This is a genomic window from Bacillus sp. SIMBA_031 (genome assembly GCF_046535225.1).
In the GTDB taxonomy this organism is placed as follows: Bacteria; Bacillota; Bacilli; order Bacillales; family Bacillaceae; genus Bacillus; species Bacillus velezensis.
The window spans coordinates 60,024-83,674 of record NZ_JAWRXC010000002.1 but is presented as its reverse complement, the minus strand read 5'-3'; the positions used below and the strand labels follow the sequence as shown (position 1 = coordinate 83,674).

Below are 23,651 nucleotides of genomic sequence, written 5' to 3'. Positions count from 1 at the left end.
GCCCACCTCCAAAATAATAACGGTAACGGTTCAGATTACGTTGTGAGACGGTTTTTCGCTCTGTTCTGAAATGTCTTCCAGTCTGAGAAGCTCGTTAAAGCTTTCTATGGCAACCTCGACCTGGTCATCCGCCGGTTCCTTTGTCGTTAAAAGCTGCAGCCACAGGCCGGGATAACCGAGAACTTTCAAAAAGGGGATATTCCGTACTCTGTTCGTCAGCTGGAGCACTTCAAAGGAGATCCCGAGAACGACAGGTATAAGCGCAATCCTGTCTAAAATCCGCACCCAAAGCGGATCTGTCGGAACGAGTAAATAGATGAACATGCCGACAATGATCGTAAATAAAATAAAGCTTGAACCGCAACGGTAATGAAGCCGTGACTGTTTCTGAACATTTTCTATTGTAATTGGCAAATTCTGTTCATAACAGTTTATGACCTTATGTTCGGCTCCATGATATTGAAACACTCTTTTAATTAACGGCGTCATTGATAAAAAATAAATGTAGCTGAGAAGCAGAATAAGCTTAAACAGACTTTCGATTCCGATCTGCGCGGCGTCTGAGGAAAATACGGGCCTTACAAGCTCCGCTAAGAAGACCGGGACAAGCGTAAAAACGAATTTGCTGAACAAAAACGACAGAACGCCGATCACCGCCAGGCTGAAAAACATCGATAAGCCCGAACCTTTCTTATCTTCCTGCTCCAGCTTGATGTCATCTTGAGGGTCAAGCCCGTAACGTTCGCTGGAAAAGTTTAAATGCTTTGTGCCGTTGGCGCTCGCCTCAATGATGGCGATGATTCCCCGCAAAAAAGGAATCTTTTTTAAAGCCGAAAGCTTGGCGTTCGGCACTCTCGGAAGCTTGAAAAAATCAATGCTTCCGTCATTCCTGCGGATGGCGGTAACATAGTTTTTTCTGCCGCCGAACATGACTCCTTCAACGACAGCCTGCCCGCCGTATGCAGGGGGCGTTTTTTGTTTGGACATTGTTTATCAACCTGCCTGTTTTCTTAGGATTTACTAACCATTTCCTTTCACTCTATTGTACAGGAAACCGCGGTAAACCTCTAGTTAGACAGCCGGAAAATCAATGCTTTTTCTACATGCAGTATACCCCGTTTCTTTAGATTTTACTCATTGAATGAAAATATGGCGCAGCTTTTTATGACTTTTCAATTTTGGGGCAGTCTATGACTGGAGGTGCCATGATGACAAGCGAAAAACATTCAGAACAGGAAGAAAAAAAGAAGCAGGATGATGATCAGCAGCCTGTTTCATTTACCGGCAGAATTTGCGGTATCGGATTTGCCGGCGGTGTATTTTGGAGTTTGATCGGCTATCTCGGGTATGTCTTTCATTTTTCAGAGATCAGCCCCAACATGATTCTTCAGCCGTTTATGATCGGAGAATGGAAAAAACAATGGCTCGGCACGATGGTCAGCATCGTTGTCATCGGGTTGATTTCAATTGCCGGAGCGTTCATTTATTTCGTGTGCCTGAAGCGTTTTAAAACCATGTGGCCGGGAATGGTGTACGGCATCATTTTATGGTGTGCGGTTTTTTTCTTATTCAATCCGATTTTCGAAGATGTGAAATCCGTTACTGAATTGAAATCAGATACAATCGTGACGACGCTTTGCCTTTACATTCTGTACGGTTTGTTTGTCGGCTACTCAATTTCCTTCAACTACAATGAACTTACGTCAGACAAGCTTGCAAGGGCGCTTGGCAACAAGTGAATAAGTGTATAATCCCTGTCCGGTATGGTAAAATGTTCACGAGAAGTGAACATTTTTTATGCTGAAAACCGGGCGGGGATGCTCTCGCGTTGTCAGGCGGCAGTCAAGAATCGGCGAGGAGGAGAAAGAGAATGAAACTTGAGAAATTGCGAAATCTTTTCGGTCAGCTGGATATAGACGGAATGTTGGTGACAAGCTCCGCCAATCTGCAGTATATGACGGGATTTACGGGTTCGTCAGGCCTTGCGGTCATATCGAAAGAACGTGCGGCATTTATCACGGATTTCCGTTACACCGAGCAGGCGAAGACGCAAGTAAAGGGTTTTGACATTATCGAGCACGGCGGAAGCTTAATCCAAACGGCTGCGGATACGATTCTTGAGTACGGCATTAAAAAACTCGGCTTCGAGCAAAACAGCATGACGTACGGAACATATGCATCCTACCAAGCGGTGCTGCAGGAAGCGGAGATGGTTCCCGTCGCGGATTCCGTTGAAAAGTTGCGCTTGATTAAGTCAAGTGAAGAGATTAAGATATTAGAGGAAGCTGCGAAGATTGCGGATGATGCGTTTGAACATATTCTGACGTTTATCAAACCGGGCATCTCAGAGATTTCAGTTGCAAACGAGCTTGAATTTTATATGAGACGTCAAGGAGCAGACGGCTCTTCCTTTGATATGATCGTCGCCTCGGGAGTCAGATCCAGCCTTCCCCACGGAGTGGCAAGCGGCAAATTGATTGAAAAGGGAGACTTGGTCACGCTCGATTTCGGCGCTTATTATAAAGGCTATTGTTCTGATATCACACGCACCGTCGCGGTCGGAGAGCCAAGTGATAAACTGAAAGAGATTTATCAGGTCGTATACGATGCCCAAGCGCTTGGTGTCCTGCATATTAAACCCGGCATGACGGGAAAAGAAGCGGACGCCCTGACGAGGGATCACATCACCGCAAAAGGCTACGGACAGTATTTCGGCCATTCGACAGGACACGGGTTCGGAATGGAAGTCCATGAATCACCGGGGCTGTCTTTCAGGTCATCGGCCGTTCTTGAGCCGGGCATGGCGGTAACGGTCGAGCCGGGCATATACATACCGGATGTTGGGGGCGCAAGAATCGAAGATGATATCATCATCACTGAGGACGGCAACCGGACAATTACGCATTCCCCAAAAGAATTAATTATTTTGTGATCGGAATATAGGAGGACATCAAACATGATTTCAGTTAACGATTTTCGTACAGGACTAACGATTGAAGTAGACGGCGGCATTTGGCGCGTCGTTGACTTCCAGCACGTAAAGCCGGGAAAAGGAGCGGCATTTGTCCGTTCTAAATTGCGTAACCTGCGCACGGGCGCTATTCAGGAGAAAACATTCCGTGCAGGTGAAAAAGTCGCGAAAGCGCAAATCGAAACAAAAACGATGCAGTATCTTTATGCCAACGGCGATCAGCACGTGTTCATGGATACAAGCTCATATGAACAGCTTGAATTGAACGAAAACCAAATCGAAGAAGAATTAAAATATCTTCTGGAAAATATGTCTGTGCACATCATGATGTATCAGTCTGAAACGCTCGGTATTGAACTGCCGAACACAGTTGAACTGAAAGTTGTTGAAACAGAGCCGGGAATTAAAGGCGACACGGCGTCAGGCGGCACAAAACCTGCCAAAACGGAAACAGGTCTTGTCGTAAACGTACCGTTCTTCGTGAACGAAGGCGATACGCTTGTTGTAAATACTTCAGACGGCTCTTACGTGTCAAGAGCGTAGTCAAAGACATTCGGAGTCTGCTCCTTTTACGGGGCAGGCTTTTTTTGCGTTCTGTCTCAGAATCTTTCTTCTATATGAAAATAGTGAGACTACTTCCGTCAGCTAGAGCATATAGTGTAACAAAATGCTTGAAGTTGGGGGATTGCAATGAAATTTTTGTTTGGTTCAATCAATTCTACTGTTTTAACGATGGCCGGTTTACGAGTTTTGTCCTCGCTCATTGAATTATCGGCCGCTATTATCATGCTTTTGACAAACGACATCAGAAAAGCGGTTGTGGTGAATAGTATTTTGGCAATCGTCGGCCCTCTGATCTTTATCATTACGATGACGATCGGCATTTATCAGATTGCCGGACAGCTCTCATATGCAAAACTAATATTGATTTTTGCGGGAGTGGTGCTGATTTTGGCCGGTGTGTATAAATAGAGGGCCGGGGTGTCATAAAGTCTGTCCCGGATCATACAATTTTAAAGAAGCCAATCGGTAAAAAAGGAGGAGACTCTATTGAATGAAATTACAGAGGTTCTCCCTGAATTATTGAGAGATGCCATCTCCGCCGTGCCCGAAGAAGCGAGGCGGGATACAGAAGAAATCAGAATCCGCGTCGACAGGCCGGTTGAACTGATCCAAAAAGGACAACCTTTGTATTTGTCATATGTCTGTACGGCCGGCGACGCACAGCTGATCCTCAGCCGGCTCAGCAATTACAGTATGTACACGCTGGAAGAAGAGCTTAAAAAAGGATACATCACAATCAGAGGAGGCCACCGTGTGGGGCTGGCCGGAAGAGTCATCGTCGAAAACGGAGCCGTCAAAGGACTCCGGGATATTACTTCTTTTAATATCCGAATCGCCCGGGAGAAGCTGGGGATCGCAGAACCGCTCATTCCTTTCTTATGGAAAGAAAACTGGCTGAACACGCTGATCATCGGTCCTCCGCAAACGGGGAAAACGACCTTGCTTCGTGATTTGGCCCGGCTTTCCAGCACCGGATCAAAACGCATCCCGGCAAAAAAGACAGGTATCGTAGATGAACGTTCGGAAATTGCCGGCTGCCTGCGGGGCATTCCCCAGCACAGTTTCGGCCGCAGAATCGATGTCCTTGATGCCTGTCCGAAGGCGGAAGGGCTGATGATGATGATCCGCTCTATGAGTCCTGATGTCATAATTGTGGATGAAATCGGGAGAATGGAAGACTCACAAGCGCTGCTGGAGGCGCTCCATGCGGGCGTATCCGTTATCGTATCTGCGCACGGGTGGAATATGAAAGACTTGGTAAAGAGGCCGTCGCTGAAAATGCTTTGGGAGGAAAACGTGTTTGACCGGTATGTTGAACTGTCAAGGCGCCGCGGTCCGGGAACGATCAGCAGGATGTACGGAAAGGACGGGGAACCTGTTCCGCATGCTGAAAGCGTGATGACATGCTGAAGCTTTTGGGTGCCGTGTTTATTCTGACAGCGACGACTTGGACCGGGTTTGAGATCGCCAAAATGTATATTGAAAGGCCGAGGCAGATCCGCCAGCTGCGCGCGGCGCTCCAATCGCTAGAAGCGGAAATCATGTTCGGGCATACACCGCTGCATACCGCCTCTGGACAAATTGCCGCACAGCTTTCCAAACCTGTATCGTTATTGTTTCAAGCTTTCAGCAGAAGGCTTGAGCAGGGAAGCGATTCCGCCAAAACAGCTTGGGAACAGAGTTTGAAACATAACTGGTCTTCCATGGCGATGAAAAAAAGCGAATATGATGTGCTGAAGCAATTCGGAGAGACGCTCGGGCTTCATGACCGTGTTTCTCAGCAGAAACATATCAAGCTTGCGCTTACACATTTGGAAGCGGCGGAAGCGGATGCCGGACGGGCGCAGGCGAAAAATGAAAAAATGGTGAAAAGCTTAGGATTTTTAGCCGGACTGTTACTCATTCTTCTATTGATGTAAACATGAGGGGAGCAAACATAAAATGGGAGTCGACGTAAATGTCATTTTTCAAATCGCCGGAGTCGGTATCGTGGTTGCGTTTCTGCACACCATACTTGATCAAATGGGAAAAAAAGAATACGCCCAGTGGGTGACGCTGCTTGGCTTTATCTATATTTTATTTATGGTGGCGACGATTGTCGATGACCTGTTCAAAAAGATCAAAGCTGTGTTTCTATTCCAAGGATAGGGGGGCTTACAGATTGAGATTGTTCAAATTGTAGGTTTAGGCCTGATCGCCACATTTCTCTCCCTGATCGTAAAAGAACAGAAACCGACTTTCGCGTTTATGATTGTCGTCTTCAGCGGCTGCGTGATCTTTCTTTATCTCATCGACCAGATTTACGACATTATCAGAATGATAGAAAAAATAGCCGTCAATGCAAATGTCAATATGGTCTATGTGGAAACCATTTTAAAAATTATCGGCATCGCCTACATCGCTGAATTCGGAGCGCAGCTTACAAAGGATGCGGGCCAGGGAGCGATTGCTTCGAAAATAGAGCTGGCCGGAAAAATTTTGATACTGGTAATGGCCGTGCCGATACTCACCGTCATTATTGAAACGATTCTCGGACTTATTCCTTCTTGATCATAAATAAAATGGAAAGGGGGGCACAAAAAATGAAGCGCTTTCGGTGGGCGGGAGCTTTTTTGTTCATCCTCTTATTTTTTCAGACTGAATGTGTACAAGCTGCCGGAACAGACGGTGCGTCGCAGGAAACCGCAGTTCACCAAGAATCCGCTGATGAAGTGGCGAAAAAGCAGGCCGAAGCGCTGAAAACAGAAGGCATCGGAAAGTTTTGGGACGACATCATGACAGAATACGGCGGTCTTCTGCCTGAAAGCCAAAAGGGAAGCATCATCGACTTTATTAACGGTGAAAAAACGTTCTCACCGGAGGCATGGCTGAAGGCTTTATTTTCATACTTGTTTCATGAAGTGCTCGCAAACGGAAAGCTTCTGGGAACTTTGATTCTTCTCACCATTTTTTGTGTCATTCTGCAGCTCCTGCAAAATGCGTTCCAGCAGAGCACCGTCAGCAAAGTGGCTTATGCAATCGTCTACATGGTGCTGATTATTCTCGCTTTAAACAGCTTTCATGTTGCCGTCAATTATGCCAGTGAAGCGATCCAGACGATGACAAGCTTCATTCTCGCGCTCATCCCGCTTTTACTCGCGCTTTTGGCGTCTTCCGGGGGAGCCGTCTCCGCAGCTTTTTTTCACCCCGTTATTTTATTTCTGATGAATACGAGCGGCCTTCTCATTCAAAACATCGTCATGCCGCTTATCTTCCTGTCAGCGATTTTAAGCATCGTCAGCACGATGACGGATCAATATAAAGTCACGCAGCTTGCCAATCTGCTCAGAAATATCGCAATCGGCGCGCTTGCCGTATTTCTCACCGTGTTTCTCGGCGTCATCTCCGTACAGGGGGCTTCGGCTGCCGTGACGGACGGGATTACGCTCAGGACTGCAAAATTTATAACAGGCAATTTTATTCCCGTGCTCGGCCGGATGTTTACGGACGCGACGGATACGGTCATCAGCGCCTCACTCCTATTAAAAAACACCGTGGGAATCCTCGGAGTCGGAATTTTGATCTGCATCTCCGCGTTTCCGGCGATCAAAGTGCTCTCGCTCGCTTTTATTTATAAGCTCGCGGCCGCTATTCTGCAGCCGCTCGGAGGCGGGCCCGTCATTACGTGCCTCGGCGTCATCAGCAGAAGTGTACTGTATATTTTCGCGGCGCTCGCCATCGTCTCTCTCATGTTTTTCCTCAGCATCACAGTCATTATTACAGCAGGCAACCTCACCATGATGATGAAATAAAGGAGGCCCATTGGATATGAGCTTTTTAACAGAATGGCTGACAAGCATTATTTTATTTATCTTATTCGCCATCGTCATCGACATGCTGCTGCCCAGCTCCAGTATGCAAAAATACGCAAAGATGGTTGTCAGCCTGCTGTTAATCATTGTCATGCTCAACCCGATATTCAAACTTTTCAAAACAGACCCGGAAATCATCTTCGATTATTTGACAAAACAAGAGCAATCTCAATCCGCTGATATAAAAAATCAAATCAAATCAGAAAAAAAAGAAATACAAGCATCAAACCGCGCATATGTTTTAGAAGAAATGGCTGTCCAACTAAAAAAGAAAGCGGAGGAGATGTTCAGTCATGACGAATACAAAATAGACGACATCCGCCTTACAGCGGAAGAACAGGTTCATTCAGAAGAAGATGTAAAAACGATCAGCGTGTATTTGGCCCCATCTTCTGAAAAAACCGTGCAAACCGTCGCACCGATCGACATCCGCACAGACCGCAAATACGAACCGGAAGGCGCAGCCGACAAAAAAGAGGCCGCAGACATCAAAGAAAAACTTGCGGATATATGGGAAATCGGCAGTGAGAAAATTACGGTTTATATGGAAGGCGGGGAGAAAAACGGCCATGAATAAAAACGGACTATGGACCATACTCAAAAAACAGCTGATGATCGGACAGGCGAAAGACGGAGAAAAACCAAAACTGACAAAATATCATTACTTTCTGTTCGTGTTTGTGCTCGGGGTATCTTTTATGCTGGTCAGCCAGCTGTTCTCTTCACCGGAGAAAACCGGGAAGGACCAAACGGCGCAGACCGTCATGTCCGGCCGAACGGAAGACAAAAGCGGGCAAAAAAGCGCACCTGTTTTTAAGGCATCGAAAGACAGCAGCGCCAAAACCACGATCGATGATTACGAAAGAGACTATGAAAACCAGCTGAAAGAAATCCTTGAAACGATTATCGGCGTGGAGGATGTCTCAATTGTCGTAAACGTAGACGCGACATCTTTGAAAGTGTTTGAGAAAAACAAAACGAAAAAAGACACCACCACTGAAGAAACCGATAAAGAAGGCGGCAAAAGAAGCGTAACCGATCAAACCTCTGAAGAACAAATTGTCATGATTCGAAACGGGGACCAGGAAACCCCGGTCGTCGTCCAGACGAAAAAGCCTGATATCCGCGGTGTACTCGTTGTCGCTCAGGGAGTGGACAACGTTCAAATAAAAAAAACCATCATTGATGCCGTCACAAGGGTGCTTGATGTTCCGAGCTACCGTGTAGCGGTTGCCCCTAAAAAAATCAAGGAGGATTCATAAATCATGCTGAAAAAACAAACGGTTTGGCTTTTAACAATGCTCAGTCTCGTCGTGGTATTAAGTGTTTATTATATTATGTCGCCGGAAAGCAAAAATGCCGTGCAGATGAAAAGCGAAAAAAGCAGCGGAGAAGTCGCCACTGAAAAAACGCCGGCTCCTGAAACGAAAGATAAGAGCGGAAGCGGCACGGAAAAAGAAGACGGAACAAAAGGAACGAAAGATTCTAAAGGCACAAAAGAGGATAAAGAAACATCAGCCGAAGCATCGGACAAAGACGGATCGGTCGCCACAGAAACAGCTGATGAAAACTTATTTACCGCATACCGCATGGAGCTTGAAGACGCGAGAAGCAAAGAAAGGGAACAGTTAAACAGCATTGTTTCAAGCGATGACGCGACCGCAAAGGAAAAAAGCGAAGCCTACGATAAAATGACGGCGCTGAGCAATGCTGAAGGGACGGAAAAACAGCTGGAAACGCTGATTAAAACACAAGGCTACAAAGATGCGCTCGTGGATGCTGAAGGAGACAAAATCAACATTACCGTCATGTCTGACAAACATTCAAACGCAAAAGCTTCCGCTATCATTGACCTGGTGGAAAAAGAAATCAAGACGATGAAAGACGTCGCCGTCACGTTTGAACCGACAAAGTAAGAGACCTGAAAAGCCCGCACCCGCTGCGGGCTTTTCTGATGTCATTTTAGATCAGTGTTGAATTTACACAAGCGCTCCTGTAAGATAAACATAGTATGTACTTTTAGTAGCAACCCATAAATTTCTATTTTTTATACATAGGAGTGGAAACTGATGTTAAAAATCAACGAAATTCATGAACTGATAAAAAGAATCGATGAATCTTCCATCGACGAATTTGTTTACGAAATTGAAGGCGTAAGCCTCAAACTGAAAAAAAATGAAGCGCCGGCAGTGAATGTAACGGGACAAGCCCAAGCCGTTCCCGCCGCTTACGCACCTGCTCCGCAGGCTGCAAAACCGGAAGCGCGTGAAGCCGCTCCTGCTCAGGAAGCGCCGAAACAAGACGAAAACCTGCACAAAATTACGTCTCCGATGGTCGGAACGTTTTATGCTTCTTCATCGCCGGAAGCCGGCCCTTACGTAAACCAAGGTTCAAAAGTGAGCGAAAATACAGTTGTTTGTATCGTAGAAGCAATGAAACTCTTTAACGAGATTGAAGCCGAAGTAAAAGGAGAAATCGTTGAAGTGTTAGTTGAAAACGGCCAGCTGGTCGAATACGGACAACCTCTATTTCTTGTAAAAGCTGAGTAAGGAGACCTGCTATTATGATTAAAAAGCTATTGATCGCCAACCGAGGAGAAATCGCCGTCAGAATCATCCGGGCCTGCAAAGAGCTGGGCATTGAAACTGTAGCCGTTTATTCTGAGGCAGATAAAGACGCCCTGCATGTCCAAATGGCCGATGAGGCTTTTTGTATCGGGCCGAAAACATCAAAAGAAAGCTATTTAAATGTAACGAACATCGTCAGCGTCGCAAAGCTGACCGGCACGGATGCGATTCATCCGGGATACGGGTTTTTAGCTGAAAACGCCGACTTTGCCGAGCTGTGCGAGGAATTAAACGTAACGTTTGTCGGCCCTACGGCTGACGCCATTTCAAAAATGGGAACAAAAGATATCGCGCGCGACACGATGCAGCTGGCGGGCGTGCCGATTGTGCCCGGTTCAAAAGGAATCATAAAAAATACGGAAGAAGCGGTTTCGCTTGCAGGTGAAATTGGGTATCCTGTCATTATAAAAGCCACTGCGGGCGGAGGCGGAAAAGGCATCCGGGTCGCACGCACAGAAGAAGAACTGATCAAAGGCATTGAGATTACCCAGCAGGAAGCCGCTACGGCATTCGGAAATCCGGGTGTGTACATCGAGAAGTACATAGAAGATTTCCGCCATGTTGAAATTCAGGTGCTTGCGGATAATTACGGAAACACGATCCATCTCGGAGAGCGTGACTGTTCTATCCAAAGACGTCTGCAAAAACTTCTTGAAGAGTCACCGTCACCTGCGCTTGATTCTGAAATCAGGGAGCAGATGGGCGAAGCAGCGGTAAAAGCAGCGAAGGCCGTCGGTTACACGGGAGCCGGCACAGTAGAATTCATTTATGACTACAGAGAACAGCGCTACTACTTCATGGAAATGAACACGCGTATTCAAGTAGAGCACCCTGTCACAGAAATGGTGACGGGAACGGATCTGATCAAAGAACAGATCAAAGTGGCATCCGGACAGGAGCTCTCGCTCAGACAGGAAGATGTTGAATTTAACGGATGGGCGATTGAATGCCGCATCAACGCTGAAAATCCTGCGAAAAACTTCATGCCTTCACCCGGTAAAATTAACATGTACCTGCCGCCGGGCGGACTCGGTGTACGCGTGGATTCAGCCGCATATCCCGGCTACTCGATCCCGCCGTACTATGACAGTATGATTGCTAAAGTCATCACATACGGAACAACGCGTGATGAGGCAGTCGCACGGATGAAACGCGCGCTGAGCGAATTCGTGATTGAAGGTATTGAAACGACGATTCCGTTCCATTTGAAACTGCTTGAACACGAAACATTTGTCAGCGGAGAGTTTAATACAAAGTTTTTAGAAACATATGATGTAATGGGCTCATAATTTTTGCGGGAGGTGAATTGAATGGAAGACAACAGTGTGCTTAAAATGGATCATGACGAGGCTCATTTAGGCAAGGTTGAAATTGCTCCTGAAGTCATTGAAGTCATTGCCGGCATCGCCGCTTCCGAAGTTGAAGGAGTTGCTGAAATGCGCGGCAATTTCGCCACGGGCGTCGTAGAACGCTTCGGCAAAATCAATCACGGCAAAGGCGTAAAGGTCGATTTAGCCGATGACGGGATTACCATCGACGTCTATTGCGTCGTTCAATTCGGGATCTCGATCCCGAAAGTGGCGGCAAGCGTTCAGGAGAATATCCGCCAAACCTTATTAAACATGACGTCTCTGACCATTAATGAAATCAATATTCATATCGTCGGCATTCAATTTGACACGAAAGCCCAAGAAGTCGAAATCGACGAAGAAATGTAATGAGCGTATAAAAACCAAGGGGATGGGCAGCCCTTTGGTTTTTTATACGTTTCCCGTCATTTCAGGCATGAAGAAAGCCGGCTTACGAACGGCAGCCGAGTTTCTTCATGCTGTGAAATCCGAATGAAATTAATACGGTTTGTGAAAATATTCGGCATTAGGGTGAAAAAACCTAAATTTCGACATGCGATTGAGAAAAAAATATGTTATGATCTCTTTAAGCTTAACGACAAGCGGATAAAGCGGATCTGAAGGAGAAAGAAAATGAAAAGAAGAACAGCTAGAGAAAAAGCTTTGCAGGCACTTTTTCAGATTGATGTCAGCGATATTGCACCGAACGATGCCATTGAGCACGCGCTTGATGGTGAAAAAACAGATGCCTTCTTTGAACAGCTGGTGTACGGAGTGATCGAACATCAGGTTCAGCTTGATGAAATGATTTCCGGCCATCTCGTCAATTGGAAGCTTGACCGGATTGCAAACGTAGACCGCGCGATCCTGCGTCTGGCAGTGTATGAAATGGTTTATTCTGACGACATTCCTGCTAACGTGTCATTAAACGAAGCGATCGAGCTGGCAAAACGGTTCGGCGACGATAAAGCTGCAAAATTCGTAAACGGGGTTCTTTCTAACATTAAAACTGATATCGAATCATAGGAGGAAAGAAAATGACTGCAACAATCATCGACGGAAAAGAAACGGCTAAAGAAAAACGCGAACAATTGGCAAAAGAAGTAGAAGAGCTGAAAGCACAAGGCGTAGTGCCTGGCTTGGCGGTCATTTTAATCGGAGACGATCCCGCTTCTGTTTCATATGTGACAGGCAAGAAAAAAGCCGCTGAAACAATGGGAATGAAATTTAAGCTTGACCGCTTTGACTCAAGCTTAACCGAGGCGGAGCTTTTAACAGTGATTGATCAGTATAATCAAAATCCGGAATTCCACGGCATTCTCGTCCAGCTGCCGCTCCCGGATCATATTTCTGAAAAAGCCGTAATCGAGCGGATCTCCCCTGATAAGGATGTTGACGGTTTCCACCCTCTCAACGTCGGGAAAATGCTGCTTGGCGAAGATACATTTCTTCCATGCACGCCGCACGGAATTGTCGAGTTATTAAAAAAGACGAACGTAGATCTTTCCGGCAAAGAAGTTGTTGTAGTCGGACGAAGCAATATTGTCGGTAAACCGGTCGGCCAGCTGCTGCTGAACGAAAACGCGACCGTCACATATTGCCATTCCCGCACGAAAAATATGTCTGAGCATACGAAAAAAGCAGATATTCTTGTGGTAGCGGTCGGTAAAGCGAACTTCATCAAAGCCGATCAAATCAAAGAGGGCGCCATTGTCATTGATGTCGGCGTCAACCGTCTCGAAAACGGAAAACTCTGCGGAGACGTTCAGTTTGATGAAGCGAAAGAAAAAGCATCTTTCATTACGCCGGTGCCGGGCGGAGTAGGTCCGATGACCATCACAATGCTTGCGCATAATACTGTTAAATCTGCCAGACGTACGTTATCATAGATAACCGGAGACAGTCACAAAAAGTGTGACAATGAGCACGATACCCGCTTCTTAAGGCTCCTTTCAGCCAGAGCGGGTTTTCTTAGTTTAGGGCAAAAAGCCTTTATGAAAGGAGTGCAGGATGTGAGTGAAGCGGCATATGTCACGGTTTCCGCGCTGACCAAATACATTAAACGAAAATTCGATGTGGACCCTCATCTTGAAGACATTTGGATTAAGGGTGAGCTCTCCAATGTTAAAATTCATACGAGAGGCCACATTTATTTTACATTAAAAGATGAGCATGCCCGCATGCAGGCTGTCATGTTTCAGAGGCAAAGTTCGAGGCTTGCGTTTAAGCCCGAAGACGGGATGAAGGTCATCGTAAGAGGCGGCATCTCCGTCTATGAACCGAGCGGAAGCTATCAGCTGTACGCGAAAGAAATGCAGCCGGACGGTGTGGGGGCGCTCTACTTAGCATATGAAGAATTAAAGAAAAAACTTGCCGGCGAAGGGTTGTTCGATGACCGGCATAAGCAGGCCATCCCCGCTTTTCCGGCCACGATCGGGGTCGTCACGTCACCGACGGGAGCAGCCGTCAGAGACGTCATTACCACACTCAAAAGAAGATACCCCCTTGTGAAAGTCATTGTGCTTCCCGCGCTCGTTCAAGGTGAAAATGCCAGCAGATCGATTGTGAAGCGCATTGAAGAAGCCAATGCACAAAAAATGTGTGACGTCCTGATCGTCGGAAGGGGAGGGGGCTCGATCGAAGAATTGTGGGCATTTAACGAAGAAATCGTGGCCCGGGCGATTTTTGCTTCCGCCATTCCGATTATATCAGCCGTCGGACATGAAACAGATTTTACAATCAGTGATTTCGTCGCGGATATCCGGGCGGCAACGCCGACAGGAGCGGCAGAAATCGCCGTCCCCCACACGACGGACTTAATGGAACGGACAAAAACGGCGGAAGTCCGCCTGACAAGAGCGATGCAGCAGCATATCAGCAAGAAAAAAGAACGGGTTCAATCGCTCCAGTCATCCTACGCGTTCCGTTTTCCGAAACGATTGTACACCCAAAAGGAACAGCAGTTTGACCTTTTGTATCAGCAGTTCCAATCACAGCTCACAGGGCTTACGGACATGAAACAAAGGCAGCTGGAGCGGAATACGTACAGATTAACGGCGCTCCACCCTGAAACCCAGCTGAAACAGGCGAAAAAACGGTACGAGGAGCGCTCAAATCAGCTCGCCCGAAGCATGAATGTCCAGCTGAAGCAGCTTCATTCGCAGTTTCAGACGGTTCTTGGTAAACTGAATGCATTAAGTCCCCTTCAGGTGATGGAGAGAGGATACAGTCTGGCCTATAAAGACAAAGAGCTGATCAAAAGCGTTGATCAAGTGGAACAAAATGATACGCTAGAAGTAAAGATGACAGACGGCGTTCTGACGTGTGAAGTATTGCAAAAGAGAGGCGAACGAAAATGACAGAAACCAAAAAAAGTGAAGAGCTGACATTTGAAGAGGCGATGAAAGGCCTTGAAGGCATTGTGGCAAAGCTTGAAGAAGGAGACGTGCCGCTGGAGCAGGCGATTAATTATTTTCAGGAAGGGATGGCCCTTTCAAAAATGTGCCATGAAAAGCTTCAGCATGTCGAAAAGCAAATGGACTTTATTTTAAAAGATAACGGAGAACTTGCACCTTTCAGCGTTCAGGAGGAAGACGAAGGTGACAAATAAACTGGACGCATTTTTAGCATCGCGCAAACAACTGATTGAACAACAGCTTTCTTTGTATACAGAACGGCTTGCGATGCCTGAAACCCTCAAAAAATCTATGCTGTATTCTTTGGAAGCGGGCGGAAAGAGGCTGCGCCCCCTCGTCGTCTTAGCCGTTCTGAATGCTTACGGAAAAGATGAAAAAGACGGGATTCCGGTCGGATGCGCTGTCGAAATGATTCATACGTATTCTTTAATACATGATGATCTGCCTTGCATGGACGATGATGATCTGCGCCGGGGAAAGCCCACAAACCATAAAGTCTTCGGAGAAGCGGCAGCCGTATTGGCCGGAGACGGGCTTCTGACAGAAAGCTTTAAATTGATCACATCTCATGTGTCTGAGGCGGTTTCAGCAGAAAAACGGCTCCGTCTCGTCGATGAGCTGATCAGCGCGGCGGGAACGGAAGGAATGGTCGGCGGACAGGCTGCCGACATGGAAGCGGAACAAAAGCGGATAACGCTTGAGGAGTTGGAATCCATCCACGAGCGGAAAACGGCCAAGCTCCTCGGTTTTTCCGTGACGGCGGGCGCCATTTTGGCAGATGCGCCGGAGGATGAAGTCGAAAAGCTCCGTTTGTTCAGCAGCCATATCGGCATCGGATTTCAAATCAGAGACGACATCCTTGATATTGAAGGGCATGAGGAGAGGATCGGCAAACCGGTCGGCTCAGACACGTCGAACGAAAAATCAACGTATCCGTCGCTTTTAACGCTTGAAGGCGCGAAAGAAAAGCTTGCGTATCATATCAGTGAGGCGAAACAGATCATCAGCGGCCTTTCTCTTCAGAAAGAATTGCTGCATGACCTCTGTGATTTAATCGCGGCGAGAGATCATTAAAAACGGTCCTGATTTGAAGGGGCTGCCGCTCCTATGGTAAAATGTAAGCAGTTTCGATGAAAATACAAAGGGAGTCTTTTTCTCTTTTCAAAAAGACACTGTTTAATTTGCAGAAATTCATGCTGAAAGTGAGTTGATCCGCTTTGGATCTTTTATCAATACAGGACCCGTCATTTCTTAAAAAGATGTCAATTGAACAGCTGGAAGAGCTGAGTGAGGAGATCCGCAATTTCCTCATCACATCGTTGTCTGCCTCTGGCGGCCATATCGGGCCGAACCTCGGGGTTGTCGAGCTGACAATTGCGCTTCACAAAGAATTTGACAGTCCGAAAGATAAATTTTTATGGGATGTCGGACATCAGTCCTATGTTCATAAACTGTTAACCGGACGCGGCAAGGAGTTTGAGACCTTGCGCCAATATAAAGGGCTTTGCGGTTTCCCGAAACGCAGCGAAAGCGAACATGACGTATGGGAAACAGGCCACAGCTCAACCTCGCTCTCAGGCGCGATGGGAATGGCTGCCGCCCGTGATATTAAAGGATCGAAAGAATATATCATCCCGATTATCGGAGACGGCGCTTTAACCGGAGGAATGGCGCTTGAAGCGCTGAACCATATCGGTGATGAGAAAAAAGACATGATCGTCATCCTGAATGATAATGAGATGAGCATTGCGCCAAATGTCGGGGCGATTCATTCTATGCTGGGACGGCTTCGCACGGCCGGCAAATATCAATGGGTAAAAGACGAGCTTGAATATTTATTTAAGCGCATCCCGGCCGTCGGCGGAAAATTGGCCGCCACAGCTGAACGGATAAAAGACAGTTTGAAATATATGCTTGTGTCAGGCATGTTTTTTGAAGAGCTGGGCTTTACGTATTTAGGCCCGGTTGACGGTCATTCCTACCACGAGCTGTTTGAAAACCTGCAATACGCCAAAAAAACGAAAGGCCCTGTCCTTTTACATGTCATTACGAAAAAGGGCAAAGGCTATAAACCGGCTGAGACTGACACAATCGGCACATGGCACGGAACGGGTCCGTATAAAATCAATACGGGTGATTTCGTCAAGCCGAAAGCCGCGGCGCCTTCATGGAGCGGACTTGTCAGCGGCACCGTGCAGGAGCTGGCGCGTGAGGATGACAGAATTGTCGCCATTACACCGGCCATGCCGGTCGGCTCTAAACTGGAAGGGTTTGCGAAAGAATTCCCTGAACGCATGTTTGACGTTGGAATCGCAGAACAGCATGCGGCGACGATGGCGGCTGGAATGGCGCTCCAAGGCATGAAGCCGTTTCTTGCGATTTATTCGACCTTTTTGCAGCGGGCGTACGATCAGGTCGTCCATGACATCTGCCGTCAAAACGCGAATGTATTTATCGGCATCGACCGCGCCGGTTTGGTCGGCGCTGACGGGGAGACGCATCAAGGCGTCTTTGACATCGCCTTTTTGCGCCATATACCGAACCTCGTTTTAATGATGCCGAAGGATGAAAATGAAGGCCGCCATATGGTCAATACAGCCCTTTCCTACGAGGAAGGTCCGATTGCGATGCGCTTCCCGCGCGGAAACGGACTCGGCGTAAAGATGGATAAAGAGCTGAAAACCATTCCGATCGGAACATGGGAAGTGCTCCGTCCCGGAAAAGACGCGGTCATTTTAACATTCGGTACGACCATTGAAATGGCGCTGGAAGCGGCTGAAGAACTGCAAAAAGAAGGCCTGTCCGTGCGTGTCGTGAATGCGCGGTTCATAAAACCGATTGATCAACAAATGATGAAGGCCATTCTTAATGAAGGCCTGCCGATTTTAACGATAGAAGAAGCCGTGCTTGAAGGCGGATTCGGCAGCACGATTCTCGAATTCGCTCATGACCTCGGCATGTATCATACACCGATTGACAGAATGGGCATCCCAGACCGGTTTATTGAGCACGGCAGCGTAACCGCCCTGCTTGAAGAAATCGGTCTCACGAAGGCTGAGGTTATGAACCGGATAAAACTGCTGATGCCGCCGAAGACACATAAAGGAATTGGATCATGACAGCAAAAAAAGAACGATTAGATGTACTTCTTGTAGAAAAAGGCCTTGCGGAAACGCGGGAAAAAGCGAAACGCGCCATTATGGCGGGCATCGTATACTCAAATGAAAACCGATTGGACAAACCGGGTGAAAAAATCGCCCGGGATCTTCCGTTAACGGTAAAAGGAAACCCTCTTAAATACGTCAGCAGAGGCGGATTAAAGCTTGAAAAAGCCCTGGAAGTGTTTCCCGTCTCGGTAAAAGGCAAAACGATGATTGACATCGGCTCGTCTACAGGGGGATTCACAGATTGCGCCCTCCAAAACGGAGCCGAGCGGTCCTACGCAGTGGATGTCGGCTATAATCAGCTTGCTTGGAAGCTCAGACAGGACGAGAGGGTCGTCGTCATGGAACGGACGAATTTCCGCTATTCCGAGCCTTCCGATTTCACAGAGGGTTTGCCGGAATTTGCGACAATCGATGTTTCTTTCATCTCACTCCGCCTCATTCTCCGAGTTTTAAAAACGCTGCTTGTACCGGGGAGCGATTGTATTGCACTGGTAAAGCCGCAATTTGAAGCCGGACGGGAATCCGTCGGAAAAAAAGGCATTGTCAGAGATCCCGGCGTTCATACTGACGTTCTCCGCCGCATGAATCAATTTGCCGCTTCTGAAGGATATACAGTAAAAGGACTGTCCTTCTCACCGATTACAGGGGGGGACGGCAATATTGAGTTTCTGCTTCATTTGGAATGGGGCGGAGAAGACGGAAACGGCGCTGAACTGCCGGAAGAAGACATTCTCCGTACCGTCCGCGAAGCACATGAAACATTAAAAGCCAAAAAGACAGATGTACCGGAATAATAGGGGGCTATTATTCCTTTTTTCTGCCATCATGTACTTTTTATCAAGAAGCGGTTAACATAATGACAAGAACAGCTTGAAAACAGAGGTGCTTACATGACAAAAGGCCAAAGGCATATAAAAATCAGAGAGCTTATTACAAGCCATGAGATTGAAACGCAGGATGACTTAGTTGACATGCTGAGAGAAGAAGGATATAAGGTAACCCAGGCGACTGTCTCCAGAGACATTAAAGAGCTGCATCTCGTAAAGGTGCCGACGAACAACGGCTCCTACAAATACAGCCTGCCGGCGGATCAGCGGTTCAATCCGCTGTCAAAACTGAAGCGTTCATTAATGGATGCGTTCGTAAAAATTGACTCAGCAAGCCATATGATCGTATTAAAAACGATGCCGGGGAATGCTCAGGCAATCGGCGCTCTGATGGATAATCTCGAATGGGAAGAAATCATGGGCACGATTTGCGGAGATGACACGATCTTAATCATCTGCAGGACGCCTGAAGATACGGAGGGCGTTCAAAGCCGTCTTTTGGAGCTGCTGTAGCGTAATTATCAGATAAAAGGTGGAATGCTGTTTGTTAGCTGAACTATCAATAAAAAACTTTGCCATTATAGAGGAACTGACGATTTCGTTTGAACGGGGGCTCACCGTCCTGACGGGAGAAACAGGGGCCGGCAAGTCAATTATTATAGACGCCGTTTCCCTATTAGTCGGCGGCCGCGGCTCGTCTGAATTTGTCCGTTACGGTGAAACAAAGGCCGAGCTTGAAGGACTGTTTCTATTGGACAGCGGTCATCCTGTTTTTGAAGTATGCCGTGAGCAGGGAATAGACGCATCTGACGACATGATTGTCATGAGAAGGGACATCAATGCCGGAGGAAAAAGCGTATGCCGTGTCAACGGAAAATTAGTGACGATTGCGGCTTTAAGGGAAATCGGCAGACTTTTATTAGATATTCACGGACAGCATGATAACCAGCTGTTAATGGAAGACGATAAACACTTGGAGCTTTTGGACAGGTTTGCGGGCGCTGAGGCCGAATCCGCGCTTCAGGCTTACCATGAAGGCTATGAGCGTTATATGAAGCTGCTCAAAAAAGTGAAGAAGCTGTCAGAAAGCGAGCAGGAAATGGCGCATCGGTTAGACCTGATTCAATTTCAGCTTGAAGAAATCGAGTCGGCGAAGCTTGAATTGAATGAAGATGACCTTCTTCAGGAAGAGCGGAAGCAGATATCCAACTTTGAAAAAATTTATGAATCATTGCAAAACGCCTATAATGCGCTCCGCAGCGAGCAGGGGGGGCTTGACTGGGTCGGAATGGCCTCTGCCCAGCTTGAAGATATTTCGGATATTAATGAACCGCTGCAAAAGCTGTCTGAAAGTGTGTCAAGTTCCTATTATTTGCTGGAGGATGCAACCTTTCAGATGCGCAATCTGTTAGATGATCTGGAATATGACCCGGAACGGCTGAATTTTATTGAAACCCGTTTAAATGAGATCAAACAGCTGAAGCGCAAATACGGAGCGACGGTAGAAGACATTTTGGAATACGGCTCCAAAATAGAAGAGGAAATCGATCAAATCGAGAACCGCGACAGCCACCTTGAAGCGCTGAAGAGGGAATTGGAGTCGGTCGGCAAAGATGTGGCCGTAGAAGCCGCCAATTTATCAAAAATCAGAAAAGCTTGGGCTAAGAAACTGGCAGAAGCGATTCATCAGGAATTAAAAAGTCTGTATATGGGCAAATCAACGTTTGATACGGAATTTCTCGTGAAAACCGATCCGTCAGCCAGTGAAGCACCGGTTGTTAACGGGCAGCCTGTGCAGCTTACCCAAAAGGGGATTGACCTTGTGAAGTTTTTAATTTCAACAAACACCGGTGAGCCTTTAAAACCGCTGTCAAAGGTCGCTTCCGGAGGCGAGCTTTCAAGGGTGATGCTGGCGATGAAGAGTATTTTTTCTTCCCAGCAGGATGTCACCTCCATCATCTTTGACGAAGTGGACACCGGTGTAAGCGGGCGGGTTGCCCAAGCCATCGCGGAAAAAATCCATAAAGTATCGACCGGTTCACAGGTGCTCTGCATTACACACCTGCCGCAGGTTGCTGCCATGGCGGATACGCACCTTCTGATCGCTAAAGAATTCAAAGACGGCCGGACGACAACGCATGTCACGCCGCTTTCCAAACAGGACAAGGTAGCGGAAATCGGCCGCATGATTGCGGGCGTTGAAGTGACCGATCTGACAAAACGGCATGCACAAGAGCTTCTAAAACAGGCCGGACAGGTAAAAACGACAGGATAAGCTGCTGATACAGGCAGCTTATTTTTTTGTTCCATTTCTCTAACAGTGTATCCAATGTTTTTCTTCGTATGCCGGTTATAAATCAAGCGCAGGAAGGCAAAAGTATAGATGTAGCAGAAAAAGAAAGTGGTGTGGGATAGGAGCGAGGAGAGTGAAGGAATGAATGCACGATAACATGAGGAAAGCAATAGGTGTAATTCTCCTTGTTTCTTTACTAAGTGTAGGCTTTTTTAAGCCATTTAAAGAATATTTACTGATACCGTCAGAAATGAGCGTCTTTGAAAACCAGACACAGGCCGTTCCGGTCAATGCATCAATAAGCGCTGAAAAGGGCGAATTATCAGAAGCCTTTACGCTGAAAGAAGAGCACGGCCATGCAAACATAACAGGGCAAACACAAGGCCGGTCAGAAGTAGTATATGATCTTGCCGGGTTTCCCATTAAAAAAACAAAAGTGCGTGTCCTTCCAGAATTGAAGGTCATTCCGGGCGGACAGTCCATCGGTGTAAAACTCCATTCAGTCGGTGTTTTGGTCGTCGGTTTTCACCAGGTGATGACAAAGGATGGGAAAAAGTCTCCGGGAGAACAAGCGGGAATTGAATCTGGCGACATCATTATTAAAATGAACGGACATAAAATTGAAAAAATGAGCGACATCGCCCCGTTTATTCAAAAAGCGGGCAAAACTGGTGAATCTTTGGATTTATTGGTGAAACGCGATAAGCAAAAAATCAAAACAAAGCTGATTCCGACAAAGGACGAAGCCGAGGGGAAATATCGAATCGGCCTTTATATCCGCGATTCGGCAGCCGGCATCGGCACCATGACTTTTTTTGAACCGAAAACAAAAAAATACGGCGCATTGGGCCACGTCATCTCTGATATGGATACAAAAAAACCGATTGTTGTAGAAGACGGAGAAATCGTCCGTTCAACTGTAACATCGATTGAAAAAGGAAAAGGCGGCAATCCAGGCGAAAAACTGGCAAGGTTTTCGTCAGAACGGAAAACGATCGGCGATATTAACCGCAACAGCCCGTTCGGCATTTTCGGGACACTGCATCAGCCGATTAAAAACAACATTTCCGACAAAGCGCTTCCGATTGCTTTGTCAAATGAAGTAAAAAAAGGGCCTGCGCAAATGCTGACGGTTATCGAAAACGATAAAGTAGAGAAATTTGATATTGAAATCGTCAGCACCACGCCGCAAAAATTCCCGGCGACAAAGGGAATGGTGTTGAAAGTGACAGATCCGAAACTGCTGAAAAGAACCGGCGGAATCGTTCAGGGGATGAGCGGAAGCCCGATCATCCAGAACGGAAAGGTCGTCGGAGCCGTAACCCACGTATTTGTCAATGATCCGACAAGCGGCTACGGCGTTCATATCGAATGGATGCTGTCTGAAGCGGGTGTTGATGTTTACGGAAAAGACAAAGCAAGCTGACTGCCGGATGATCCGGCAGTTTTTTTATGTGATGCGTTCTTCACTTCTTTCCGGGATTCATGTAAAATAAGACATGAAGATTTTTCGACAAATTCACGTTTCCTGATTTGTCAAACTTAATTTTTAGTCGAAAAACCTAGAAAATGCTAGAAAAACAAAGATATACCACTATTATTGGTAAATATGGATTTTTTAAAAGGGGAAGTAGTGGTTTTGTCGAATGTAACATATAGCAGTCAAATGGGTTGCGTCCTGTTAATACATTGGGGGAGGAAGAAACGTGGAGAAAATTAAAGTTTGTGTTGCTGATGATAATCGAGAGCTTGTAAGCCTGTTGAGTGAATATATAGAGGGACAGGATGATATGGAAGTGATCGGCGTTGCTTATAACGGACAGGAATGTCTTTCTTTGTTTAAAGATAAGAATCCCGATGTGCTCGTTTTAGACATTATCATGCCGCATCTGGACGGACTTGCGGTTTTGGAGCGTCTGCGGGAATCAGAGCTCGAGAAGCAGCCGAACGTCATCATGCTGACGGCATTCGGTCAGGAAGACGTTACGAAAAAAGCCGTCGATTTAGGCGCGTCCTATTTTATCCTGAAGCCGTTTGATATGGAAAACCTTGTCGGCCATATCCGCCAGGTAAGCGGAAATGTCAGCAGTGTCACACACCGTGCGCCGTCTGCGCAAAGCAGCATTATCCGCAGCCAGCCGGAGCCGAAGCGGAAAAATCTCGATGCCAGCATTACAAGCATTATCCATGAGATCGGTGTGCCTGCCCATATCAAAGGCTATCTTTATTTGCGTGAAGCCATTTCCATGGTGTATAACGATATTGAACTCCTCGGCAGCATCACAAAAGTCCTTTATCCCGACATCGCCAAAAAATTCAACACGACCGCAAGCCGTGTAGAACGGGCCATCCGCCACGCCATTGAAGTCGCATGGAGCAGGGGAAATATTGATTCCATTTCTTCACTGTTCGGATATACGGTAAGCATGACAAAAGCAAAACCAACCAATTCGGAATTCATCGCGATGGTTGCTGACAAGCTGAGATTGGAGCATAAAGCTTCGTAACGCAAGCTTTTGGCTAGATGTCTTTTTCGCGCCTTCTATTCCGTGCATGAACGCGGAAGAGAAGGCGTTTTGAAATTTT

General features: G+C 46.9%; 27 protein-coding genes. 26 read left to right on the top strand and 1 reads right to left on the bottom strand.

Annotated features, from left to right (window positions below; genetic code table 11):
* Nucleotides 1–30: 30 nt before the first annotated feature.
* Nucleotides 31–987: a DUF1385 domain-containing protein gene (locus SB724_RS07140; RefSeq protein WP_410570614.1), complete on the bottom strand. Its 957-nt coding sequence runs from the start codon at nucleotides 985–987 to the stop codon at nucleotides 31–33.
* Nucleotides 988–1,208: 221 nt separating this feature from the next.
* On the opposite strand from SB724_RS07140, the gene SB724_RS07135 reads away from it, so the two are divergent.
* The 26 genes from SB724_RS07135 (at nucleotide 1,209) to spo0A (ending at nucleotide 23,572) form a co-directional block, all read left to right on the top strand.
* Nucleotides 1,209–1,739: a YqhR family membrane protein gene (locus SB724_RS07135; RefSeq protein ID WP_060562606.1), complete on the top strand. Its 531-nt coding sequence runs from the start codon at nucleotides 1,209–1,211 to the stop codon at nucleotides 1,737–1,739.
* A 131-nt stretch (nucleotides 1,740–1,870) separates the two neighbouring features.
* Complete coding sequence (locus SB724_RS07130; RefSeq protein ID WP_007612522.1) at nucleotides 1,871–2,932, top strand: M24 family metallopeptidase; 1,062 nt, start codon at nucleotides 1,871–1,873, stop codon at nucleotides 2,930–2,932.
* Nucleotides 2,933–2,956: 24 nt separating this feature from the next.
* Entirely contained in the window at nucleotides 2,957–3,514 is a 558-nt protein-coding gene (gene efp / locus SB724_RS07125; protein WP_003153123.1) for an elongation factor P, read from the top strand.
* A 147-nt stretch (nucleotides 3,515–3,661) separates the two neighbouring features.
* Complete coding sequence (locus SB724_RS07120; protein WP_159354369.1) at nucleotides 3,662–3,943, top strand: YqhV family protein; 282 nt, start codon at nucleotides 3,662–3,664, stop codon at nucleotides 3,941–3,943.
* Between the two features lie 78 nt (nucleotides 3,944–4,021).
* Complete coding sequence (spoIIIAA, locus tag SB724_RS07115; RefSeq protein WP_007408342.1) at nucleotides 4,022–4,945, top strand: stage III sporulation protein AA; 924 nt, start codon at nucleotides 4,022–4,024, stop codon at nucleotides 4,943–4,945.
* Entirely contained in the window at nucleotides 4,939–5,454 is a 516-nt protein-coding gene (spoIIIAB, locus tag SB724_RS07110) for a stage III sporulation protein SpoIIIAB (protein WP_007408343.1), read from the top strand. Before spoIIIAA ends, spoIIIAB begins: the two co-directional genes overlap by 7 nt.
* A gap of 22 nt (nucleotides 5,455–5,476) precedes the next feature.
* Entirely contained in the window at nucleotides 5,477–5,683 is a 207-nt protein-coding gene (spoIIIAC, locus tag SB724_RS07105; RefSeq protein ID WP_003153142.1) for a stage III sporulation protein AC, read from the top strand.
* Between the two features lie 12 nt (nucleotides 5,684–5,695).
* Nucleotides 5,696–6,085 (top strand): stage III sporulation protein AD, encoded by a 390-nt coding sequence (gene spoIIIAD, locus SB724_RS07100; RefSeq protein WP_071392571.1) that lies wholly within the window; start codon nucleotides 5,696–5,698, stop codon nucleotides 6,083–6,085.
* 32 nt (nucleotides 6,086–6,117) lie between these two features.
* Entirely contained in the window at nucleotides 6,118–7,326 is a 1,209-nt protein-coding gene (gene spoIIIAE / locus SB724_RS07095) for a stage III sporulation protein AE (protein ID WP_003153145.1), read from the top strand.
* A 16-nt stretch (nucleotides 7,327–7,342) separates the two neighbouring features.
* Nucleotides 7,343–7,963, top strand: coding sequence for a stage III sporulation protein AF (gene spoIIIAF / locus SB724_RS07090; RefSeq protein ID WP_265971298.1), 621 nt, complete (start codon nucleotides 7,343–7,345; stop codon nucleotides 7,961–7,963).
* Nucleotides 7,956–8,648 carry a stage III sporulation protein AG gene (spoIIIAG, locus tag SB724_RS07085; RefSeq protein WP_017418127.1) on the top strand — a complete coding sequence of 231 codons (693 nt, stop codon included), beginning with the start codon at nucleotides 7,956–7,958 and terminating at the stop codon, nucleotides 8,646–8,648. The genes spoIIIAF and spoIIIAG overlap by 8 nt, the downstream gene beginning before the upstream one ends.
* 3 nt (nucleotides 8,649–8,651) lie before the next feature.
* Complete coding sequence (locus tag SB724_RS07080) at nucleotides 8,652–9,302, top strand: SpoIIIAH-like family protein (RefSeq protein ID WP_007408346.1); 651 nt, start codon at nucleotides 8,652–8,654, stop codon at nucleotides 9,300–9,302.
* 153 nt (nucleotides 9,303–9,455) lie between these two features.
* Nucleotides 9,456–9,935 carry an acetyl-CoA carboxylase biotin carboxyl carrier protein gene (gene accB, locus SB724_RS07075; protein ID WP_007612510.1) on the top strand — a complete coding sequence of 160 codons (480 nt, stop codon included), beginning with the start codon at nucleotides 9,456–9,458 and terminating at the stop codon, nucleotides 9,933–9,935.
* A gap of 14 nt (nucleotides 9,936–9,949) precedes the next feature.
* Nucleotides 9,950–11,302: an acetyl-CoA carboxylase biotin carboxylase subunit gene (gene accC, locus SB724_RS07070; RefSeq protein WP_007408348.1), complete on the top strand. Its 1,353-nt coding sequence runs from the start codon at nucleotides 9,950–9,952 to the stop codon at nucleotides 11,300–11,302.
* Nucleotides 11,303–11,323: 21 nt separating this feature from the next.
* Nucleotides 11,324–11,731: an Asp23/Gls24 family envelope stress response protein gene (locus SB724_RS07065; protein ID WP_003153156.1), complete on the top strand. Its 408-nt coding sequence runs from the start codon at nucleotides 11,324–11,326 to the stop codon at nucleotides 11,729–11,731.
* A gap of 264 nt (nucleotides 11,732–11,995) precedes the next feature.
* Nucleotides 11,996–12,388 (top strand): transcription antitermination factor NusB, encoded by a 393-nt coding sequence (gene nusB, locus SB724_RS07060; protein ID WP_007408349.1) that lies wholly within the window; start codon nucleotides 11,996–11,998, stop codon nucleotides 12,386–12,388.
* Between the two features lie 11 nt (nucleotides 12,389–12,399).
* Nucleotides 12,400–13,251, top strand: coding sequence for a bifunctional methylenetetrahydrofolate dehydrogenase/methenyltetrahydrofolate cyclohydrolase FolD (gene folD / locus SB724_RS07055; RefSeq protein WP_032874053.1), 852 nt, complete (start codon nucleotides 12,400–12,402; stop codon nucleotides 13,249–13,251).
* Nucleotides 13,252–13,374: 123 nt separating this feature from the next.
* A complete protein-coding gene (gene xseA / locus SB724_RS07050) occupies nucleotides 13,375–14,721 on the top strand; it encodes an exodeoxyribonuclease VII large subunit (protein ID WP_015388015.1) in 1,347 nt (448 codons plus the stop codon).
* The gene (locus tag SB724_RS07045) at nucleotides 14,718–14,972 is read left to right on the top strand and encodes an exodeoxyribonuclease VII small subunit (protein ID WP_007408352.1); all 255 of its coding nucleotides are present in this window, start codon (nucleotides 14,718–14,720) and stop codon (nucleotides 14,970–14,972) included. The genes xseA and SB724_RS07045 overlap by 4 nt, the downstream gene beginning before the upstream one ends.
* Nucleotides 14,962–15,852, top strand: a complete 891-nt coding sequence (locus tag SB724_RS07040) for a polyprenyl synthetase family protein (RefSeq protein ID WP_007408353.1) — start codon at nucleotides 14,962–14,964, stop codon at nucleotides 15,850–15,852. Before SB724_RS07045 ends, SB724_RS07040 begins: the two co-directional genes overlap by 11 nt.
* A 143-nt stretch (nucleotides 15,853–15,995) precedes the next feature.
* Nucleotides 15,996–17,897, top strand: a complete 1,902-nt coding sequence (gene dxs / locus SB724_RS07035; protein ID WP_007612504.1) for a 1-deoxy-D-xylulose-5-phosphate synthase — start codon at nucleotides 15,996–15,998, stop codon at nucleotides 17,895–17,897.
* A complete protein-coding gene (locus SB724_RS07030; protein WP_410570607.1) occupies nucleotides 17,894–18,739 on the top strand; it encodes a TlyA family RNA methyltransferase in 846 nt (281 codons plus the stop codon). The genes dxs and SB724_RS07030 overlap by 4 nt, the downstream gene beginning before the upstream one ends.
* Before the next feature lie 96 nt (nucleotides 18,740–18,835).
* Entirely contained in the window at nucleotides 18,836–19,285 is a 450-nt protein-coding gene (ahrC, locus tag SB724_RS07025) for a transcriptional regulator AhrC/ArgR (protein ID WP_003153173.1), read from the top strand.
* Between the two features lie 31 nt (nucleotides 19,286–19,316).
* Nucleotides 19,317–21,047 (top strand): DNA repair protein RecN, encoded by a 1,731-nt coding sequence (gene recN, locus SB724_RS07020; RefSeq protein ID WP_082998733.1) that lies wholly within the window; start codon nucleotides 19,317–19,319, stop codon nucleotides 21,045–21,047.
* Nucleotides 21,048–21,210: 163 nt separating this feature from the next.
* Nucleotides 21,211–22,491, top strand: coding sequence for a SpoIVB peptidase (gene spoIVB / locus SB724_RS07015; RefSeq protein ID WP_007408360.1), 1,281 nt, complete (start codon nucleotides 21,211–21,213; stop codon nucleotides 22,489–22,491).
* A 280-nt stretch (nucleotides 22,492–22,771) separates the two neighbouring features.
* Nucleotides 22,772–23,572, top strand: coding sequence for a sporulation transcription factor Spo0A (spo0A, locus tag SB724_RS07010; RefSeq protein WP_003153177.1), 801 nt, complete (start codon nucleotides 22,772–22,774; stop codon nucleotides 23,570–23,572).
* Nucleotides 23,573–23,651 lie beyond the last annotated feature (79 nt).

Excerpts from the sequence above, each read along its gene's own strand:
- SB724_RS07140 (WP_410570614.1), bottom strand. The coding sequence starts at position 987 with ATGTCCAAACAAAAAACGCCCCCTGCATACGGCGGGCAGGCTGTCGTT.
- SB724_RS07135 (WP_060562606.1), top strand. The coding sequence starts at position 1,209 with ATGACAAGCGAAAAACATTCAGAACAGGAAGAAAAAAAGAAGCAGGAT.
- SB724_RS07130 (WP_007612522.1), top strand. The coding sequence starts at position 1,871 with ATGAAACTTGAGAAATTGCGAAATCTTTTCGGTCAGCTGGATATAGAC.
- efp (WP_003153123.1), top strand. The coding sequence starts at position 2,957 with ATGATTTCAGTTAACGATTTTCGTACAGGACTAACGATTGAAGTAGAC.
- SB724_RS07120 (WP_159354369.1), top strand. The coding sequence starts at position 3,662 with ATGAAATTTTTGTTTGGTTCAATCAATTCTACTGTTTTAACGATGGCC.
- spoIIIAB (WP_007408343.1), top strand. The coding sequence starts at position 4,939 with ATGCTGAAGCTTTTGGGTGCCGTGTTTATTCTGACAGCGACGACTTGG.
- spoIIIAC (WP_003153142.1), top strand. The coding sequence starts at position 5,477 with ATGGGAGTCGACGTAAATGTCATTTTTCAAATCGCCGGAGTCGGTATC.
- spoIIIAE (WP_003153145.1), top strand. The coding sequence starts at position 6,118 with ATGAAGCGCTTTCGGTGGGCGGGAGCTTTTTTGTTCATCCTCTTATTT.
- spoIIIAF (WP_265971298.1), top strand. The coding sequence starts at position 7,343 with ATGAGCTTTTTAACAGAATGGCTGACAAGCATTATTTTATTTATCTTA.
- spoIIIAG (WP_017418127.1), top strand. The coding sequence starts at position 7,956 with ATGAATAAAAACGGACTATGGACCATACTCAAAAAACAGCTGATGATC.
- SB724_RS07080 (WP_007408346.1), top strand. The coding sequence starts at position 8,652 with ATGCTGAAAAAACAAACGGTTTGGCTTTTAACAATGCTCAGTCTCGTC.
- accB (WP_007612510.1), top strand. The coding sequence starts at position 9,456 with ATGTTAAAAATCAACGAAATTCATGAACTGATAAAAAGAATCGATGAA.
- accC (WP_007408348.1), top strand. The coding sequence starts at position 9,950 with ATGATTAAAAAGCTATTGATCGCCAACCGAGGAGAAATCGCCGTCAGA.
- SB724_RS07065 (WP_003153156.1), top strand. The coding sequence starts at position 11,324 with ATGGAAGACAACAGTGTGCTTAAAATGGATCATGACGAGGCTCATTTA.
- nusB (WP_007408349.1), top strand. The coding sequence starts at position 11,996 with ATGAAAAGAAGAACAGCTAGAGAAAAAGCTTTGCAGGCACTTTTTCAG.
- folD (WP_032874053.1), top strand. The coding sequence starts at position 12,400 with ATGACTGCAACAATCATCGACGGAAAAGAAACGGCTAAAGAAAAACGC.
- SB724_RS07045 (WP_007408352.1), top strand. The coding sequence starts at position 14,718 with ATGACAGAAACCAAAAAAAGTGAAGAGCTGACATTTGAAGAGGCGATG.
- SB724_RS07030 (WP_410570607.1), top strand. The coding sequence starts at position 17,894 with ATGACAGCAAAAAAAGAACGATTAGATGTACTTCTTGTAGAAAAAGGC.
- ahrC (WP_003153173.1), top strand. The coding sequence starts at position 18,836 with ATGACAAAAGGCCAAAGGCATATAAAAATCAGAGAGCTTATTACAAGC.
- spoIVB (WP_007408360.1), top strand. The coding sequence starts at position 21,211 with ATGCACGATAACATGAGGAAAGCAATAGGTGTAATTCTCCTTGTTTCT.